Here is a 17,347-nt window from a genome sequence, read left to right as displayed (position 1 = left end):
TTCATTTCCCTTTCAAGGATGGCGCGATCTCTGCAAGACGCGTCAGAATGGCTTTGAGATGCGGCCGCAGGCGCGCCGCCCTGTCTTCGTCATAGTCGAACGGCACGGCCTCGCCCGTCAGATGCGTGATCTGCGCCAGTTCCATCTGGATCGCATGTTCACCGCGTTCCGGTTTGCCGTAGTGCCGAGTGGTCCAGCCACCGACGAAACGACCATTGAGCACGCTCGTGTAGCCGTCCGCCGCAGCACAAGTCTCCGCCGTCGCCCGCTCGATTTCCGCCGCGCAGGTCTCTCCGCGATTGGTGCCGATGTTGAAATCCGGAAGCTGCCCCTCGAACAGAAACGGGCAATGCGAGCGGATCGAATGGCAATCATAGAGAATCGCCACCCCGTGCAGCGCCTTCACCCGCGCGATCTCGGTCTCAAGCGCGGCATGATAGGGCGCATGAAACGCTTCAAGCCGCTTGGCAACATCCTCAGCCGTCGGCTCTTCCCCCTCGCGCCAGATCGGCCGATTGTCGAAGTCCGTCAGCGGCACGAGGCTGGTGGTGTTCTGCCCCGGATAAAGGCTTTCGCCGGAAGGATCGCGGTTGGCGTCAACCACATAGCGGTGAAACGTCGCCCGCACCGTGGTCGCACCATCGAGCAGGCCTTCATAGAGCCGATGCACATGCCAGTCCGTATCGGTCAAAAGCCGGCCCTGATCGTTCAGCCGCGCCTTGATCGCATCCGGCACGAACGTGCCCGTATGCGGCAATCCAAGAATGACGGGCGAGGAGCCTGATGCACATCAACGGGGTTCATTCGCAAATCTCCAGCGTCGGCGTCAACATCGCGGCCCTCGTCCTTCTCCCGCGAGCGGGGAGAAGGTGCCGGCAGGCGGATGAGGGGCGTGCGCCATCGCAGTAGAATCCATATCCACCATCAAGGCTCACTCCTCAACTCAGGCAGAATGTTATCGGGAATGCTGGCGTTCAGCTCGCCAGAGCGCACCAGTTCGATGGCATTTTCCAGATCGGGCGCCAGATAACGGTCCTCCTCCAGATCCGGCACCGCACGCCGGATCGCCGCATGCGCCCTGGAAAGCGCGGCGCTCGTCTTCAAGGGGCTGCGAAAATCCACGCCCTGCGCCGCCGTAACCGCCTCGATGCCGATAATGCCGAAGAGATTTTCCGTCATCGGAACCAGCCGCCGCGCGCCATGGCAGGCCATGGACACATGATCCTCCTGATTGGCGGAAGTCGGCGTCGAATCGACGGAAGCGGGATGCGACATCTGCTTGTTTTCGCTCATCAGCGCCGCCGAAGTCACTTCGGCGATCATCAGCCCCGAGTTCAGCCCCGGCTTTTTCGCAAGAAACGCCGGCAGGCCGAACGAAAGCGCCGGATCGACCAGAAGCGCTATGCGTCGCTGCGCAATCGCGCCGATCTCGCAGATGGCAAGCGCGATCTGGTCGGCGGCAAGCGCCACCGGCTCGGCGTGGAAATTGCCGCCCGAAACCACGGTCCCATCCGACAGCACCAAAGGATTGTCGGTCACCGCGTTGGCCTCGATTGTCAGCGTGCGCGCCGCCTGGCGCAGCAAGTCGAGACACGCGCCGTCCACCTGCGGCTGGCAGCGGATGCAATAGGGGTCCTGCACTCGCTCATCGCCTTCCAGATGGCTCTCTCGGATTTGCGATCCCTCAAGCAGCGACCAGAGCGCCGCAGCCGTGTCGATCTGCCCCTGATGTCCGCGCAGGGTATGAATTTCAGGATGAAATGGCGCGGAAGATCCCATCGCCGCATCGGTCGAAAGCGCTCCGGTTATAAGTGCGGAGCGCGCCGCGCGATGCGCCCGGAACAGCCCGGTCAGCGCCAGCGCGGTCGAAACCTGCGTGCCGTTGATAAGCGCCAGCCCTTCCTTGGCTTTCAGCACGACTGGCGTTAGTCCCGCCCTGCGCAGCGCTTCGCCGCCGGAAAGCCGCTCACCGTCGAAGAAGGCTTCCCCCTCGCCCATCATGGCCGCCGCCATATGCGCAAGCGGCGCAAGATCGCCGGACGCGCCGACCGAGCCTTTTCGGGGATCACCGGCAGGACACCCCGCGCCAGCATCTCCTCGATCAGCGTAACCACTTCCATGCGCACGCCGGAAGCGCCCCGCCCCAGCGAGAGCAGTTTCAGCGACATGATCAGCCGCACGATGGCCTCATCCAGCGCCGCGCCAACGCCACAGCAATGCGAGAGGATGAGATTGCGCTGCAACGTCTCCACATCCTGTGGCGGGATGCTTACACTGGCGAGCTTTCCAAAGCCGGTGTTCACGCCATAGACCGCTTCATTGCCGCGTGCGATCTGATCGATGCGTGCAGCCGCCGCCTCGATGCCCGCATGACAGGCCGGATCGACGCGCACGGCAACGCCATCGCGCCAGATGCGCTCCAGATCCTGGATCGTGACCGCACCGGGGGTCAGAACAAGCGTCATGCGAAGTCTCCTGCAATGCGGCGGTGGAGCGGGTTGAAGCCGATGCGATAGGCAAGCTCGGCGGGATGCTCCACATCCCAGATGGCGATTTCGGCGCGCTTGCCGGCCTCGATGGTGCCGATCTCGTCGGCCAGCCCTAGCGCGCGCGCGCCTTCGCGCGTTGCCCCGGCCAGCGCCTCTTCCGGCGTCATGCGGAAGAGCGTGCAGGCCATGTTCACGGTCAGAAGGAGCGAGGCAAGCGGCGATGAACCCGGATTGCAGTCGGTCGCAACCGCAATGCGCACGCCATGTTTGCGCAGCTCCGCAAGCGGCGGATACTGCGTCTCGCGCAGCGTGTAGAACGCACCCGGCAGGAGAACAGCCACCGTTCCTGAAGCAGCCATCGCTGCAACGCCTTCCTCGTCCAGATATTCGAGATGGTCCGCCGAAAGCGCGCCATGGGAAGCCGCCAGCCTCGCCCCGCCCAGATTGGAAAGCTGCTCTGCATGCAGCTTCACCGGCAGGCCGAGTTCGTGCGCCCTGTCGAACACGCGCGCTATCTGCGCCGGCGAGAAGGCAATGCCTTCGCAGAACCCGTCAACCGCATCAACCAGCCCCTCGGCATGAGCAGCGTCCATGCCCGGAAGCACCACCTCATCGATATAGGCGTCTTCACGTCCGCGATATTCCACCGGCACCGCATGCGCCGCAAGATAGCTCGTCTTGATCCGCACCGGCCGCAGCGATGCCAGACGCCGCGCGGCGCGCAGCATCTTCAGCTCATCGTCAATGGTCAGCCCATAGCCGGATTTGACCTCCACCGTCGCCACACCCTCGGCAAGAAGCGCATCGAGGCGCTTCAGTGCGTCCTCGACCAGCGCATCCTCGTTCATGCCGCGCGTTGCCGAAACGGTCGAAACGATGCCCCCGCCCGCACGCGCCACCTCCTCATAGCTCGCGCCCTCAAGGCGCATCTCGAATTCCTTGGCGCGATTGCCGCCAAACACCAGATGCGTGTGGCAATCGACCAGCGCCGGCGTCGCGAGCCGACCGCCAAAGTCGGTTCGTTCCCAGTCGGCAAACGTGTCCGGAATGGCGCTCAGCATGCCCGACCAGACGATTTCGCCGTTCTCAATGGCGATGCCGGCCTCCTCGACCAGCCCATAGGGCACAGCGCCCTCACACATGCTTGCCAACCGGACACCGCTGATGACACTCTGCTTCATGACAGGAAGTTTCCTCCGCCCCCCTGCGGGACATATTTGCAGGGCATATTGCCTAGCCGCACTTTTTTGTCTAGTGTTATTCACATATGTATATACATAATTAAGTCAGGAACAGCACTCCATGCAAGCCATTTTTGCGCAGAATGCCCTCACGCCAGATGGTTGGCAAAAAGATGTGCTTGTAAAGCTCGACGATTCCGGCCGCATCGGCAGCGTCGCCTCCAACACACAGCCGGAGAACGACAGGACGGTACGCGTGCCCGTCCTTCTGCCCGCCATGTCCAATCTGCACAGCCACACGTTTCAGCGCGCCATGGCCGGCCTTGCGGAGCGGCGCGGGCCTGCCGGCCGCGACAGTTTCTGGACATGGCGCGAAATCATGTACCGCTTTCTCGACCTGCTTTCACCGGAAGACATCGAGGCCATCGCCGCCTTTGCCTTCATGGAAATGCAGGAAGCAGGCTTTGCCTCCGTTGCCGAGTTCCATTATGTCCACCACCAGCCGGGCGGCGCCCCCTATGGCGATGTCGGCGAATTGTCCGCCCGCATCGCCGGCGCTGCGGAACAGACCGGCATCGGCCTCACGCTCCTGCCCGTCCTCTATCGCCATGGAGGTGTCGACCAGCGCCCGCTTGAGGGCGGTCAGAGGCGGTTTGGCAACGATCTCGACCGATACCAGAAGTTGCTTTCGCGCGCCGAAGAATGCGTGGCCAATCTGTCTGCCGACGCGCATCTGGGTGTCGCACCGCACTCTCTCCGCGCCGTCAGTCTCGATGACCTCCGCGAAGCACAGGCCATGCGCCCCCGGGCCCCGCTCCACATGCACATCGCCGAGCAGTTGCCTGAGATCAACGAAGTGCGCGCAGCCTATGGCCGGCGCCCGGTGGAATGGCTGCTCGACAATTGCCGCGTGGACGAACGCTGGTGTCTCATCCATTGCACTCACATGACGGAAGAGGAAACCGCCAATCTGGCCGAGACCGGCGCCGTTGCCGGCCTTTGCCCGGTCACCGAAGCCAATCTCGGTGATGGCATTTTCAACGGCCCACAGTACCAGAGTGCCGGTGGCATGCTCGGCATCGGCTCCGATTCCAATATCCGCATCACGGTCGCAGAAGAGTTGCGTCAGCTCGAATATTCCCAGCGCCTGCGCGATACTGCCCGCGTTGTTCTGGCTGCGCACGGTCAGTCCTGTGGGCGCACGCTCTATGACGCTGCCCTTGCCGGTGGCGCACAGGCGCTTGGTCGCAGGTCCGGTGCGATCCAGCCCGGACACTGGGCCGATATGGTCGCCATTGACCAAACTGAATTCGCAGGCGCAGCATACGACGATGGTCCATTGGACGCGTGGCTCTTTACCGGCGACAATGGAGCCGTACAGGATGTCTGGTCTGCGGGACGCCATTGTGTCCGCGAAGGCCGTCATATCGAACATGAAGCGATCGCTGCACGCTACGCGCAGACGATCCGGAAACTGGTGGAGCATCTGTGACCAGCCAACGCGCCTCATTCCGCACCATCCGCGACGAGCTCTCCCGCCGTATCGCCGAGAGAATCTGGCTGCCGGGAACGCTCATACCCGGCGAGGAGGCGCTGGCGGAGGAGTTCGGCGCTGCCCGTGCCACGGTCAACCGTGCCCTGCAGGAGTTGGCCCGTGCCGGCATCCTCGAGCGCAAGCGCCGCGCCGGCACACGGGTCGCGCTTCATCCCGTGCGTGAGGCCCGCTTCGTCATTCCGCGCATCCGCCAGGAGATCGAAGGGCGGGGCTCCGAATACCAGTATCGCCTTCTGAGTGCTGAGGAGACCGACGCGCCGGAAGTCATCTGCGCGCGTCTCAGCCTGCTCTCGAAATCGGGCATGCTGCATGTGCGCTGCCTGCATCTGGCAGACCGCGTGCCGTATCAGTATGAAGACCGCTGGATCAACCTGAACACCGTCCCCGACGCGCGCAGGGCCGACTTCAAATCGATGGGTCCGAACGAATGGCTCGTCGGGCACGCCCCGTTCTCCAACGCGGAGTTTACGTTCATGGCCGGTGCCGCCAGCGCCGACGAAGCCTCGCTACTGCAGGTCCGCGAAGGCGATCCGGTCTTCATCGGCGAGCGCATCACCTGGATGAAGGGTCAGCCGATCACGCTTGCTCACCTCGTCCACCCGTCCTCGCATCGGATGGTGACACATCTGTGAGGCACCTCGACAAGCCGGGGTGGAGGCGTTAGGGCAGGCCAGTCTCATCGTTCCGGGAAACCGCCATGACCGCGCGCAACACGCTCATCGCCCCTTCCATTCTCGCTTCAGATTTCTCACGCCTTGGCGAGGAAGTCGAAACCGTCGCCAAAGCAGGCGCTGACTGGATCCACCTCGATGTGATGGATGGCCATTTCGTGCCCAACATCACCTTCGGCCCGCCCATTATCAAGGCAATCCGCGACCGCACCGACAAGGTGTTCGACTGCCACCTGATGATCACCCCGGCCGATCCCTATCTCGCCGCCTTCGCCGATGCCGGATGCGACATCATCACCGTTCACGCCGAAGCCGGTCCGCATCTCCACCGGTCGCTTCAGACGATCCGAAACCTCGGCAGGAAGGCCGGCGTTTCGCTCAACCCGTCCACGCCTGAAAGCGTCATCGAATACGTGCTCGACGAGCTCGATCTCGTGCTTCTGATGACCGTCAATCCAGGCTTCGGCGGACAGGCCTTCATCCCATCCGTGGTCGAGAAGGTGCGCCGCATCAAGGCTATGATCGGCGACCGGCCCATTGATATCGAGATCGATGGCGGCGTCTCGCCCGCCAATGCCGGTGCGTTGACCGCCGCTGGCGCCAATGTCCTGGTCGCTGGCTCCGCCGTCTTCAAGGGCGAAGGCGAAGAAGCCTACGCGAAAAACATCGCGGCGATCCGCGACGCCGCCAACGGCTGACAGCCCGATCTGTCGCAACAAAAAAGCCGCGCGGACAAGGTCCGGCGCGGCTTTTGTCGTTTCAGGCGTAAGCGCTTAGCTGCTGCCGCCGTTCAGCACCGTGACCGCACGGCGGTTCTGCGACCAGCAGGAGATGTCGTCGCAGGTCGCGACCGGACGCTCCTTGCCGTAGGAGATGGTGCGAATGCGGTTGGCCGCAACGCCGCGTGCCACCAGGAAGTCGCGCGCAGAAGCCGCACGGCGCGCACCGAGCGCGAGGTTGTACTCACGGGTGCCGCGTTCGTCCGCATGGCCTTCGACGGTGATCGAATAGCTGGTGTATTTGTTCAGCCACTGCGCCTGGCGCGTCAGCACCTGCTGCGCATCGGCGCGGATCACCGACGAATCGAGATCGAAGAAAATCCGGTCACCGACGCTGACGGTGAACTCCTGCTGCGATCCGGGAGGACCACCGGCACCGCCAAGGCCGATATCAGCCGCATTGTTGGGAACCTGTTTGTTAGCACAACCGGCCAGGGCAAGGGCCGCCACCAGGGCGATGCCAACCGGGTTTTTGGCGATAGCTGCAATCGACAGCATTGCCACCTCTCCTTCAGATTAGAGATATTTTGTTCAACGATCAGTAACCACGTTGCCGTTAAGGACCCCTCAAGAAACGCGGTTAACAAACCCCTACCGGTGCAAATCAGAACCGTTATTTCGCGCAAACTAGCTTAAAATACGGCGGAAACGCGGCGAATCCGGCAGAAGCCGCCGCAGTCCTATTCCAGCAGCGGCGACCAGGCCGGGTCCGAACCATAGTTCGCGGTCGGAATTTTCTGCTCGTTGCGGCCCGTCAGATCGATCGAATAGAGCTGCGGCCCGGCCGAGCCAGCCGGCTGGCGGAAAAACATGACCACGCGACCGTTCGGCGCCCAGGTCGGTCCCTCCTGCAGGAAGCCGGACGAGAGAATACGCTCGCCGGAGCCATCCGTGCGCATGACACCGATCTGAAACTCACCGCGGGTCTGCTTGGTGAAGGCGATCAGGTCGCCGCGCGGCGACCAGACCGGCGTCGAATAGGTGCCATCACCGAAGGAGATACGCTTCGGGTCGCCGCCGCTGGCGCTCATCACATAGATCTGCGCACGCCCACCACGGTCGGAAGTGAACACGATCTGCGAGCCGTCCGGCGAATAGGAAGGCGATGTGTCGATGGCATTGGAGGTCGTCAGGCGCGTCGTGTTGCGGCTTCTCAGGTCCATCGCAAAGATGTTCGAATTGCCGTCGTCGCGCAGAAGGCTCATCACGATCTGCTGACCGTTGGGCGAAAAGCGCGGCGCAAAGGTCATGCCGGGGAAATTGCCGACAAGCTCGCGCTGACCGGTCTCGAGCTGCAGAAGATAGACCTGCGGCTGACCGCCCTCATAGGACATGTAAGTGATTTCCTGGCGCGTCGGCGAAAAACGCGGCGTCAGGACGATTGCGCGCCCGTCGGTCAGGAAGCGCTGGTTCGCCCCGTCCTGGTCCATGATCGCAAGCCGCTTCACGCGATTGTTGCGCGGGCCCGACTCGTCGACATACACGATCCGCGTGTCGAAATACCCGGTTTCACCGGTCAGGCGCTGATAGATGGCGTCGGCGATGATGTGGGCCACGCGCCGCCATTTGTCCTTGCTGGTGAAGAACTGCTCACCGATAAGCTGCTGCCCCGCATAGGTGTCCCAAAGCCGGAATTCGGCCCGCAACCGCCCGTCGGGGGTCTCGGAGACCTTGCCGGTGACCAGCGCCTGCGCATTGATCACCGTCCAGTCCTGAAAGCGCGGTGCCGCATCCGGATTGGAGATCTTCTCGATGAAGGCTCCCTTCTCGATGGGCGCGAACAGGCCCGATCGCCGCAGATCGGCTTCAACGACACTGGCGATCTCCGCTCCTTTTCCATCGGCGGAGATAAACTCCGTGATGGCGATGGGCAGCGGCTCGACCACGCCCTTATTGATGTCGATCTCGACCACTGCTCGTGCCGGCAGCACCGCAACGCCAAGCCCGGCGACCAGCGTCGCAATCAGGAAGGTCGCTCTCATGATCATCTGCATTTGCTCCTGCCTCTCCCGCTTTGGTTAGGCTCAAGCCCCCATCGCCTTATGGATGGTGCTCTGGTTAAAACATGTCGCTTGGATCGAAGTGGACGATGACTTCGGACCAGGTATCGTATTTCGCTGCCGGCAGATTGTAGGGCGCGCACTGCAGAACGGCGCGCCGTGCGGATTCCGCGGCTGCGCGTTCAACCATGTTGCCGTTGCCGCCGGCAATAATGCGCGGGCTGCCCTCGATGTTCCCGCTTGGGTCGAGCCTCATCTGGACGGAGACTTTCAGGTTCTCGGCATCCAGCGCGCCGGCGGGCACGTTCCAGCAGCGCTGGATCTGGCCACGCAGCGCATCCATTTCACTCTGTGAAAGCTTCTCGCCCGGCGTGCTGCGGCTGCCGCCAAGCGATGCCTGTTCCTGAGAGCGTTTCGCACCCCCGCCGGAGGCCTTGTCCTTGTTCAGGAGTGCTGCCACCTCGTCAAACAGCTCGTCGGAGTTCTGCGATTTCGGCTTCGAAGCGGTCTTCTGTGCCGGCTTGTCCGCATCCTTCCGTTCAGGCGCCTTGGCCGTGCTTGCCTTCGGCGGCTGTGGCCGCGACTGCGGCACAGGCGCGCTGTTTGGCAGCGCAACGCTCTCGGTCGCTTCAGGTGCTTCCGCCACCACCGTCTCTTCAGGAGCGGGGTCCGGCTTCACCTCCTGCTTGGGCTGAGGCTCCGGCCGCACTTCCGTCGCGGGCACCGGCGTCGGTTCGGCTGCCGCCTGCTGTTGTTCCGGCTCGGGCTTCGGTTCCGGCTTGGGCGTCGGTTTCGGTGCAGGCGGCGGCTCCGCCGTCTTCTCCACCTCGCGGTTGCGCGGTTCGGGTGTCGGCGGCGTTTTCAGGTCGACATCATTGTCGCCCGTGTTCTGCGCGTTCTCCACCGGATCCGGACGCTTGGTCGGTGTCGGCGCCGGTTTCTCGGAGAGCGCCGCCTTCTTGTCGCCCTCCTGCACCTGCGTCATCGATTCGATCGGGATGATGTCAACGGGCAGCGCTTCGACATCCGCCACCTCAAAGGCGCGCGGCGCCGACAGCGAGAACAGGCCGAAACCCAGCAGCGCCGCATGCATGGTCACCGATGTAACGAGACCCGCCTTCATTTGGTCAATTGCCTTCTTCCTGCAGCGTGACCAGGCCGAGATTGCGATATCCGGCAGCCGAGATGCGCGCCATCACGCGCATCACCGTGCCGTAGTCGGCCGCGCGGTCGCCGCGCACATAGATGCGCTCGTCATAGCCCGAGCGCGCAATCGCCTGCAGCTTCGGCACCACTTCTTCGATCGGCACCTCTGTCTCCTGCAGATAGATCTGGCCCTCATTGTTGACCGAAACCGTGATTGGCTGTGTCTCCGAGTTCAGCGCCTTGGCCTGCGTCTCCGGAAGATCGATCGGCACGCCCACCGTCAGAAGCGGTGCAGCCACCATAAAGATGATGAGCAGCACCAGCATCACGTCCACGAAAGGCGTCACGTTGATCTCGGAGATCAGACCCGAGCGCGAGCCCCGGCGGCCACGCCGCCGTCCGTTTCTTCCGCCCGCCGATCCGACTGACATACCCATTGTGCGCTCCTAAGCCGCCTTCGCGGCGACCTTCTCGTCGATCTGCCGCGAGAGAATGGTCGAAAATTCGTCCGCAAAGCCTTCCATCCGTCCGGCGAGCTTGCCCGCGTCGGATGACAGCTTGTTGTAGGCGATAACCGCGGGAATGGCGGCCAGAAGACCTATGGCCGTGGCCAGCAGAGCCTCGGCGATACCTGGTGCCACAACCGCCAGATTGGTGGACTTGGAACCGGCAATCGCCTGGAATGAGGTCATGATACCGACCACCGTGCCAAACAGACCGATGAAAGGGGCCGCCGAGCCGATGGAGGCAAGGAAGCCGAGCCGGCTCTCAAGCCGCTCCATCTCACGCGTGAGCGCCAGGTCCATTGCCTTGTCGATGCGCGTCTGCAGGCCGATGGGCGAGCGCGCGCCTTTCTCAAAACTCTTCTTCCACTCGCGCATGGCGGCCACGAAGATTGAGCCCATGCCGGTGGTCTTGCGGTCCGAAAGCGCACGGTAGAGTTCCTCAAGCGACTGGCCCGACCAGAAAGTCTTTTCAAAGCGGTTGAGGGCCGTGCGCATGCGAGCATAGGCAATTAGCTTGTCAACGATGATCGCCCAGGTCCAGACCGATGCGACAAGCAGGCCGATCATGACCAGCTTGACCACCCAGCCTGCCTGCCAGAACAAAGCCCAGATCGACAACTCCCCACCCGGTGCGGCGAGCGTAACACTTTCCATGGATCAACATCCTCTTAAGATCAGGGCGGGGCGTACATCTCGGTCTCGGCCGCGCCCCTGCTTGCGTGCCGTTGCCTGCGTCCGATCCGAGGCGTCCCCGCGAGATGCTTCAACGCCCCTTTATCCGGTAAAATTTGGTGAAAGGAAGGCGCACGGATTCGCTACGGATTTCATGGTTTTCTTCATGAACCGTTATGGTTAATTAAGCGTTAGGAGATGTTCTCGCGCGCAGGCATCCCGCGGACGAGATGTGCAAAAGCGCCTGCAATCACGAAATGTGTTTCACCTGTCCTTCGGCTTGAACGCCGCGATCCACTCTTTCGGAAACCGCCGCGGTCGTCCCGATGCGCCGATGATGGCCGCTTCGACTTTTGCCTCCACCAGCACGTTCTCGCCGCGCAGAAGCCGCTGCGCCATGTGAATGCGTGCGCCGGAGATTGCCTCGGTGCGTGTCTCCACCGTCACGATGTCGTCAACACGGGCGGGCTGGCGAAAATCGATCTCCATCCGCCGTACGACCCAGGAAAGCACCTCGCCATGCTTCCCATCGGCCAGTTCGGTATGATGCACACCGGCCAGCCGCAGGAAATCCGAGCGTCCCCGCTCCAGAAACTCCAGATAGCGTGCGTGATAGACTACGCCGGTGAAATCCGTATCTGCGAAATAGACCCGCGCCACGAGCCGATGCCCGAAATCGGTCAGCTCACCCGAAAGCCCGACCGTCAGGTCTTCGCCCGAGCCGGCGTTCATTCCCCATCCCCCTGCTGAAACAGGCTGATCTGCGCTTCCGCCAATTCCTTCGGCGGCTGAAGCCCCATGTGGCGCCATGCCCTGGCGGCGAGCACGCGCCCGCGCGGGGTGCGCTGGATGAAGCCCTGCTGGATCAGATAGGGCTCGATGATGTCCTCGATGGCGTCGCGCGGTTCAGAAAGTGCTGCCGCTATCGTCTCGATGCCCACCGGCCCGCCGCCGAAATTCTCCACAATCATGGTGAGGTAGCGCCGGTCGAGCTGATCGAGGCCAAGCGCATCCACTTCAAGCCGCGAAAGCGCCTCGTCGGCAACCTTGCGCGTCACCTCGCTTGCGCCCGCCACAGTGGCGAAATCCCGCACCCGGCGCAAAAGGCGCCCGGCAATGCGTGGCGTGCCCCGCGCCCGGCGTGCGATTTCCTCCGCTCCGTCATTCGCAAGCGGCAGCCCGAGAATGCGCGAACCGCGCGTAACGATCGATTGCAGTTCATCGACCGTGTAGAAATCGAGCCGCACGGGAATGCCGAAACGGTCGCGCAGCGGCGTCGTCAGAAGGCCAAGCCGCGTCGTCGCCGCCACCAGCGTGAACTTGGCAAGATCGATCTTCACCGAGCGCGCGGCCGGCCCCTCGCCGATGATCAGGTCGAGCTGAAAATCCTCCATGGCTGGATAGAGAATTTCCTCCACCGCCGGGTTCAGCCGGTGGATTTCATCGATGAAGAGCACATCGCGCTCTTCGAGATTGGTCAAAAGCGCCGCCAGATCACCCGCCTTTGCGATCACCGGGCCAGAGGTGGAACGGAAATTCACCCCCAGCTCGCGCGCCATGATCTGCGCCAGCGTGGTCTTGCCAAGGCCGGGCGGCCCGACAAAAAGCACATGGTCCAGCGCCTCGCCGCGTCCACGCGCAGCTTCAATGAAAACTTTCAGATTGGCGCGCGCCGCTTTCTGCCCGACGAAATCGTCCAGCGACTGCGGACGCATCGTCGAGTCCAGGTCCTCACCGCGCTTGTCGGCTGCAATCAGCCTGTCGCCATCCGTCATCCGCAGACTTCCATTTCACAATCATACAGCGCAAACAGCGCGCTCATGGCCCTGACTAGCGCGCCAGTTCCTTCAGGCCAAGCCTGATCAGCGTGCCCGCATCCGCGCCCTCGCCCGCTGCCTTCATTGCGGCAGCGACGGCATTCGCCGCCACGTCGCGCGAATAGCGAGATTTGAGAGCGCCGATACCGCGTCGGACACCGGTGCCGGCGCAGCCCCCTCACCCAGTTCCTGCTTCAGGCCGATCGTGCCGGTTGCCTCTCCGGCATAGGCAGGCGCCTTGCTCTTCAGTTCGGTGACGATGCGCTCGGCAACCTTCTTGCCCACGCCCGGCGCACGCGCCACGGTCGCCGCATCCTTCAGCGCAATCGCATTGGCCAGTTCCGAAGCCGAAAGTGTCGAAAGCACTGAAAGCGCCACCTTGGCCCCCACGCCCTGCACATTGTTCTGCAAAAGGCGGAACCATTCGCGCTCCAGCGCGCTGCGAAAGCCGTAAAGCCGGATCATGTCCTCGCGCACATAGGTCTCGATGAACAGCGTCACAGCCGTCCCCTCACCGTCGAGTGCTGCCAGCGTCCGCGCCGGACAATAGGCGACATACCCGACGCCCCCCACATCGATGATGCAGTGATCTTCGGCGATCTCGTCGATGATGCCCTTCAGTTTTCCGATCATTTCAGTGCTTCCATGGCCAGTCGGGAGGTGGCGGATTGCCTGTGATGGGCATGACAGATGGCGATGGCGATCGCATCCGCCGCGTCATCCGTGTCAAACCGCGCCTTCGGCATCAGCACCTTCACCATCATGTGAATCTGTTTCTTGTCGCCGTGACCGACCCCGATCACGGTTTTCTTCACCGCATTGGGCGCATATTCGGCCACCGGAAGACCGGCCCGCGCCGGCACCAGCATGGCGATGCCCCGCGCCTGGCCGAGCTTCAGCGTCGCCGAGGCATCCTTGTTGACGAAGGTCGCCTCCACCGCCGCTTCATCCGGTCGATGGTCATGCAGAATGGCATCGAGCCCGTCATGCAGCTGGCACAGTCTGGAGGCCAGATCGGCCTTGCCGTCGGACGTCACGGTGCCAGCACCCACAAAGCGCAGGGAGTTGCCCTGCGCATCGATGATGGCCCAGCCTGTGCGCCGGAGCCCGGGATCGATGCCGAGAATTCGAATCGGTGTGTTCATGGCACTAACATAGCCGTGGGCAGGCCCATTGCCACGCACAAGCAGCACGAGCGAAGAAGCGGGCTCGCCAGCGCCCTTTTCAGGAGATGGAAGTCTGCCCGAATTCGACCTCAGTCTCGCCCTTCTGATCGCCACCGTGCTGGCGGCTGGCGTTGTGCGCGGGCTTTCGGGTTTCGGCACCGGCCTGATCGTCGCCCCGATCGCCGGAGCGCTCTACGACCCCGTGACGGCGGTCGTCCTGCTCGTCATCATCGATTCGCTGCCCACCCTGCCGGTAGCGCTTCCCGTCGTAAAACTTGCCCGCTGGCGCGAGGTTCTGCCGGTGCTTGCCGGCCTGGCGCTGTTCGTGCCGCTCGGCGTCTACATCCTGAAAAACGGAGACGAGACCGTGTTGCGCTGGGTCATCTGCGTGATCATCCTTGCCTGCGCGCTTACCCTGCGCAGCGGCTGGCGCTATCACGGGCCGCGCAGCCTTCCCCTCTCTTTCGGCATTGGCAGCATTGCCGGAACCCTGTCAGGCATCGCCGCCATTCCCGGCCCGCCCGTCATCATATACTGGATGGCGTCAACGCTGCCGGTCGCGGTTGTGCGCGCCAATCTGATGACGCTTTTCCTGATTTCAGAGATCTTCTCCGCCGGCAATCTGTGGGCGGCCGGCCTGTTCGAGCATTCACGCGTCATGCTGGGGCTCCTGATGATCCCGCCCTACATGCTCAGCCTGCTCGTTGGCGGCAGGCTCTATGGCATCGCCAGCGACACGACCTATCGCCGCCTCGCCTTCACGCTCATCATCGCCTCGGCGCTGATTGCGCTGCCGCTCACAGAGATCGTGTTCGACTGGCTGTTCAGCGGTGGCCGAATGCTGTTTTCAGGAGAGTGATCTGCTCATAGACTGGATTGTTGCCGAAAAGCTCGGCTTCTTCCGCCCGCGCCGGGGCACCACCGTAGATTTCTTCATCCATGCGCCGCACCAGATCCTGAAGACGCATCGAGCGCACCACGAGACTCTGGAATTTCTCGGGAAGGTCGGACCAGCCCTGTGCCTGTTCTTGTGGTGAGTGCGTATCGAGACGCACCTTGGATTTCTCTGCCGCCACCTGCTCACGGGTCATCTCGCCGGAGTTGGCCGCGCGCTGAAGGAGCAGCCAGGATGCGAGCTGCATGAGGCGTGTCGTCAGGCGCATGGATTCGGCCGCATAGAGCGCGGCTCCAGCGCGCGTCAGGCGCTTTGCCTCCGCGCGCCCATCGCCGTCGAGATACTCCGCAGCCTCCTCGACCAGGCTCATGCCCTGATTGTAAAGGGGTTTGAACGAATCCGAGAACACGCGATGCTCGGCCAGCTTGATCGTGGTCGCGCGACCGTTCCCGTTGTCAATCATTGTGCCTACGCCCCACCAGATACAATTTTTCCGGCCACCGCCGGTTGATGCGTTCAATCACAAGTGCGCCTGACTCTCAATGCCGGCACGTCACTCAAGAATGGGCTTGTGCACAGCTGTTGGCAAGTTCTTCCTTAACAAAGGGTTAATACTCAATTTGGACAAAAAAAGAGCCGCAAAGGCGGCTCTCAGGAGTTTAAACAGGGAGGCGTCAAACAGAATGGCTCCAGCCACTCGGTAAGAATCCAGATCACTGGATACACACAGTAAACGCATGTAAAGCTTAATGGACGGTTAACAGTCCCGCCAATTCTTGAATCGAATGCAGATCGACACTGCCCGGTTCAGGACAATTCCCGGGCCTGCTCCCGCAGACGAAACTTCTGGATTTTTCCCGTGGACGTCTTGGGAATTTCGGAGAAAACCACCGTTTTCGGACATTTGAAATGCGCCAGAAGCGACCGGCAGTGCGCGATGATCTCCTCCGCGCTGGCGTCCCGCCCCGGTTTCAGCTCCACGAAGGCCACCGGCGTCTCGCCCCATTTTTCATCCGCTTTGGCCACCACCCCGCATGCCGCGATGGCAGGATGCCGATAGAGCGCATCCTCCACCTCGATCGAGGAGATGTTCTCGCCGCCGGAGATGATGATGTCCTTGGATCGGTCCTTGAGCTGGATATAACCATCCGGATGCATCACGCCGAGATCGCCCGAATGGAACCAGCCCCCGGCAAACGCCTCGTCCGTCGCTTTTCTGTTCTTGAGATACCCCTTCATGACGATGTTGCCGCGAAACATCACCTCGCCGATGGTCTCGCCATCGGGCGGCGTCTCGGTCATCGTTTCCGGGTCCATCACAGTCAGCCCCTCGAGCGCCGCATAGCGCACGCCCTGCCGCGCCTTGCGCGCCGCCTGCCCCGCTCCGTCGAGCGCGTCCCACTCGCCTTTCCACTCGTTCACCACCGCAGGCCCATAGGTTTCCGTCAGCCCGTAGAGATGGGTCACCGTGAACCCCGCCTCGGCCATGGCCGAAAGCACGCTCTCGGGCGGCGGTGCCGCCGCCGTGTTGAAGGTCACCGTGTGCGAAAAATCCCGCTTCTCGGCCTCAGGAGCGTTGAGCAGTGCCGACATCACCACCGGTGCACCGCACAGATGCGTTACGCCATGCTCCGCGATTGCGTCATACATGGGCTTTGCCCGTACCCAGCGCAGGCACACATGAGTGCCCGCCGTCAGCGCCAGCGTCCACGGAAAGCACCAGCCATTGCAGTGGAACATCGGCAGGGTCCACAGATAGACCGCCCCCCGCGAGAGCCCGGCATGCACCGTGTTGGCATAGGCCATGAGCGCGGCCCCGCGATGGTGATAGACAACGCCCTTTGGGTTGCCGGTCGTGCCCGAGGTATAATTCAGCGCAATCGCGTCCCATTCGTCATCCGGCATGGACCAGGTGAAGCCGGCATCCCCCGATGCCACGAACGCTTCATAGTCCACACTGCCGATGCGCTCACCCTTCGGATAGGGTGCATCCCCGCCAAATTCGGGATCGTCATAGTCGATCACCAGCGGCTTGCCCTGCGCCAGCGCCAGCGCCTCCTTCATCACATCGGAGAACTCCCGGTCGACGATGACCACCCTGCTCTCCGCATGGTCGAGCTGAAAGGCGATGATCGCCGCATCCAGCCGCGTGTTGAGCGAATGCAGCACCGCCTTCGTCATCGGCACACCGTGATGCGCCTCCAGCATGGGCGGCGTGTTGGACAGCATGACGGAAACCGTGTCGCCCTTGCCGATACCATGGCGGGCAAGCGCTGAGGCCAGCTTCAGCGAACGCTCCCAGAACGTCGCGTAGGTCACCCGCTGGCCGCCATGGATGATCGCCACCTCGTTGGGAAAGACTTTTGCGGCGCGTTCCAGAAGCACAAGTGGTGTCAAAGGCTGAAAGTTAGCGGGATTCCTGTCGAGATCCCGATCAAAAGCGTTCCCGGTCACAAACATCCTCCCGCAG

16 protein-coding genes and 2 pseudogenes are annotated in these 17,347 nt (G+C 62.6%); 4 read left to right on the top strand and 14 right to left on the bottom strand.

Annotated features, from left to right (window positions below):
- Position 1: 1 nt before the first annotated feature.
- The 3 genes and pseudogenes from hutG to hutI form a co-directional block, all read right to left on the bottom strand.
- Positions 2–736 (bottom strand): N-formylglutamate deformylase, encoded by a 735-nt coding sequence (gene hutG, locus JCM21793_RS00850; protein WP_244439606.1) that lies wholly within the window; start codon positions 734–736, stop codon positions 2–4.
- A gap of 188 nt (positions 737–924) precedes the next feature.
- A pseudogene (gene hutH / locus JCM21793_RS23400) lies at positions 925–2,465 on the bottom strand (histidine ammonia-lyase).
- Positions 2,462–3,670 (bottom strand): imidazolonepropionase, encoded by a 1,209-nt coding sequence (gene hutI, locus JCM21793_RS00840; RefSeq protein WP_025029156.1) that lies wholly within the window; start codon positions 3,668–3,670, stop codon positions 2,462–2,464. Before hutI ends, hutH begins: the two are co-directional and overlap by 4 nt.
- A gap of 121 nt (positions 3,671–3,791) precedes the next feature.
- Here hutI and JCM21793_RS00835 point away from each other — a divergent pair, with 121 nt between their 5' ends.
- The 3 genes from JCM21793_RS00835 (at position 3,792) to rpe (ending at position 6,594) form a co-directional block, all read left to right on the top strand.
- Positions 3,792–5,162: a formimidoylglutamate deiminase gene (locus JCM21793_RS00835; RefSeq protein WP_025029155.1), complete on the top strand. Its 1,371-nt coding sequence runs from the start codon at positions 3,792–3,794 to the stop codon at positions 5,160–5,162.
- Entirely contained in the window at positions 5,159–5,857 is a 699-nt protein-coding gene (gene hutC, locus JCM21793_RS00830) for a histidine utilization transcriptional repressor HutC (RefSeq protein WP_007007065.1), read from the top strand. The genes JCM21793_RS00835 and hutC overlap by 4 nt, the downstream gene beginning before the upstream one ends.
- Before the next feature lie 65 nt (positions 5,858–5,922).
- The gene (gene rpe / locus JCM21793_RS00825) at positions 5,923–6,594 is read left to right on the top strand and encodes a ribulose-phosphate 3-epimerase (RefSeq protein WP_007007066.1); all 672 of its coding nucleotides are present in this window, start codon (positions 5,923–5,925) and stop codon (positions 6,592–6,594) included.
- Between the two features lie 75 nt (positions 6,595–6,669).
- Here the strand turns inward: rpe and pal are convergent, their stop codons facing one another.
- From pal to ruvC, 9 genes and pseudogenes are all read right to left on the bottom strand, one after another.
- A complete protein-coding gene (gene pal / locus JCM21793_RS00820) occupies positions 6,670–7,173 on the bottom strand; it encodes a peptidoglycan-associated lipoprotein Pal (protein ID WP_007007067.1) in 504 nt (167 codons plus the stop codon).
- A 182-nt stretch (positions 7,174–7,355) separates the two neighbouring features.
- Positions 7,356–8,663 (bottom strand): Tol-Pal system beta propeller repeat protein TolB, encoded by a 1,308-nt coding sequence (gene tolB / locus JCM21793_RS00815; protein WP_244423305.1) that lies wholly within the window; start codon positions 8,661–8,663, stop codon positions 7,356–7,358.
- A gap of 70 nt (positions 8,664–8,733) precedes the next feature.
- Positions 8,734–9,798, bottom strand: a complete 1,065-nt coding sequence (gene tolA, locus JCM21793_RS00810; protein WP_025029154.1) for a cell envelope integrity protein TolA — start codon at positions 9,796–9,798, stop codon at positions 8,734–8,736.
- 4 nt (positions 9,799–9,802) lie between these two features.
- A complete protein-coding gene (gene tolR / locus JCM21793_RS00805; RefSeq protein ID WP_007007070.1) occupies positions 9,803–10,258 on the bottom strand; it encodes a protein TolR in 456 nt (151 codons plus the stop codon).
- 9 nt (positions 10,259–10,267) lie between these two features.
- Complete coding sequence (gene tolQ, locus JCM21793_RS00800) at positions 10,268–10,981, bottom strand: protein TolQ (RefSeq protein ID WP_007007071.1); 714 nt, start codon at positions 10,979–10,981, stop codon at positions 10,268–10,270.
- Between the two features lie 282 nt (positions 10,982–11,263).
- Positions 11,264–11,731, bottom strand: coding sequence for a tol-pal system-associated acyl-CoA thioesterase (ybgC, locus tag JCM21793_RS00795; protein WP_007007072.1), 468 nt, complete (start codon positions 11,729–11,731; stop codon positions 11,264–11,266).
- Positions 11,728–12,774 carry a Holliday junction branch migration DNA helicase RuvB gene (ruvB, locus tag JCM21793_RS00790; RefSeq protein ID WP_007007073.1) on the bottom strand — a complete coding sequence of 349 codons (1,047 nt, stop codon included), beginning with the start codon at positions 12,772–12,774 and terminating at the stop codon, positions 11,728–11,730. The genes ybgC and ruvB overlap by 4 nt, the downstream gene beginning before the upstream one ends.
- A gap of 55 nt (positions 12,775–12,829) precedes the next feature.
- Positions 12,830–13,449, bottom strand: a pseudogene (gene ruvA, locus JCM21793_RS23395) (Holliday junction branch migration protein RuvA).
- Positions 13,446–13,961: a crossover junction endodeoxyribonuclease RuvC gene (gene ruvC, locus JCM21793_RS00780; protein WP_007007075.1), complete on the bottom strand. Its 516-nt coding sequence runs from the start codon at positions 13,959–13,961 to the stop codon at positions 13,446–13,448. Before ruvC ends, ruvA begins: the two are co-directional and overlap by 4 nt.
- Before the next feature lie 28 nt (positions 13,962–13,989).
- On the opposite strand from ruvC, the gene JCM21793_RS00775 reads away from it, so the two are divergent.
- A complete protein-coding gene (locus JCM21793_RS00775; protein WP_244439605.1) occupies positions 13,990–14,841 on the top strand; it encodes a sulfite exporter TauE/SafE family protein in 852 nt (283 codons plus the stop codon).
- Here JCM21793_RS00775 and rcdA read toward each other — a convergent pair.
- Together rcdA and JCM21793_RS00765 are read right to left on the bottom strand one after the other, a co-directional pair.
- A complete protein-coding gene (rcdA, locus tag JCM21793_RS00770; RefSeq protein WP_007007077.1) occupies positions 14,807–15,340 on the bottom strand; it encodes a protease adaptor protein RcdA in 534 nt (177 codons plus the stop codon). The two genes, JCM21793_RS00775 and rcdA, sit on opposite strands and share 35 nt — an antisense overlap.
- 344 nt (positions 15,341–15,684) lie before the next feature.
- Positions 15,685–17,337 (bottom strand): acyl-CoA synthetase, encoded by a 1,653-nt coding sequence (locus tag JCM21793_RS00765; protein ID WP_036539251.1) that lies wholly within the window; start codon positions 17,335–17,337, stop codon positions 15,685–15,687.
- Positions 17,338–17,347: the final 10 nt, after the last annotated feature.

The organism is Nitratireductor aquibiodomus NL21 = JCM 21793 (assembly GCF_000615975.1).
Lineage (GTDB): Bacteria > Pseudomonadota > Alphaproteobacteria > Rhizobiales > Rhizobiaceae > Nitratireductor > Nitratireductor aquibiodomus.
Note: the sequence above shows the minus strand (reverse complement) of the source record. Positions and strands in the feature narration are given on the sequence as shown.

Excerpts from the sequence above, each read along its gene's own strand:
- JCM21793_RS00765 (WP_036539251.1), bottom strand. The coding sequence starts at position 17,337 with ATGTTTGTGACCGGGAACGCTTTTGATCGGGATCTCGACAGGAATCCC.
- tolR (WP_007007070.1), bottom strand. The coding sequence starts at position 10,258 with ATGGGTATGTCAGTCGGATCGGCGGGCGGAAGAAACGGACGGCGGCGT.
- pal (WP_007007067.1), bottom strand. The coding sequence starts at position 7,173 with ATGCTGTCGATTGCAGCTATCGCCAAAAACCCGGTTGGCATCGCCCTG.
- tolB (WP_244423305.1), bottom strand. The coding sequence starts at position 8,663 with ATGATCATGAGAGCGACCTTCCTGATTGCGACGCTGGTCGCCGGGCTT.
- ruvB (WP_007007073.1), bottom strand. The coding sequence starts at position 12,774 with ATGACGGATGGCGACAGGCTGATTGCAGCCGACAAGCGCGGTGAGGAC.
- ruvC (WP_007007075.1), bottom strand. The coding sequence starts at position 13,961 with ATGAACACACCGATTCGAATTCTCGGCATCGATCCCGGGCTCCGGCGC.
- rpe (WP_007007066.1), top strand. The coding sequence starts at position 5,923 with ATGACCGCGCGCAACACGCTCATCGCCCCTTCCATTCTCGCTTCAGAT.
- ybgC (WP_007007072.1), bottom strand. The coding sequence starts at position 11,731 with ATGAACGCCGGCTCGGGCGAAGACCTGACGGTCGGGCTTTCGGGTGAG.
- hutI (WP_025029156.1), bottom strand. The coding sequence starts at position 3,670 with ATGAAGCAGAGTGTCATCAGCGGTGTCCGGTTGGCAAGCATGTGTGAG.
- tolA (WP_025029154.1), bottom strand. The coding sequence starts at position 9,798 with ATGAAGGCGGGTCTCGTTACATCGGTGACCATGCATGCGGCGCTGCTG.
- JCM21793_RS00835 (WP_025029155.1), top strand. The coding sequence starts at position 3,792 with ATGCAAGCCATTTTTGCGCAGAATGCCCTCACGCCAGATGGTTGGCAA.
- rcdA (WP_007007077.1), bottom strand. The coding sequence starts at position 15,340 with ATGATTGACAACGGGAACGGTCGCGCGACCACGATCAAGCTGGCCGAG.
- tolQ (WP_007007071.1), bottom strand. The coding sequence starts at position 10,981 with ATGGAAAGTGTTACGCTCGCCGCACCGGGTGGGGAGTTGTCGATCTGG.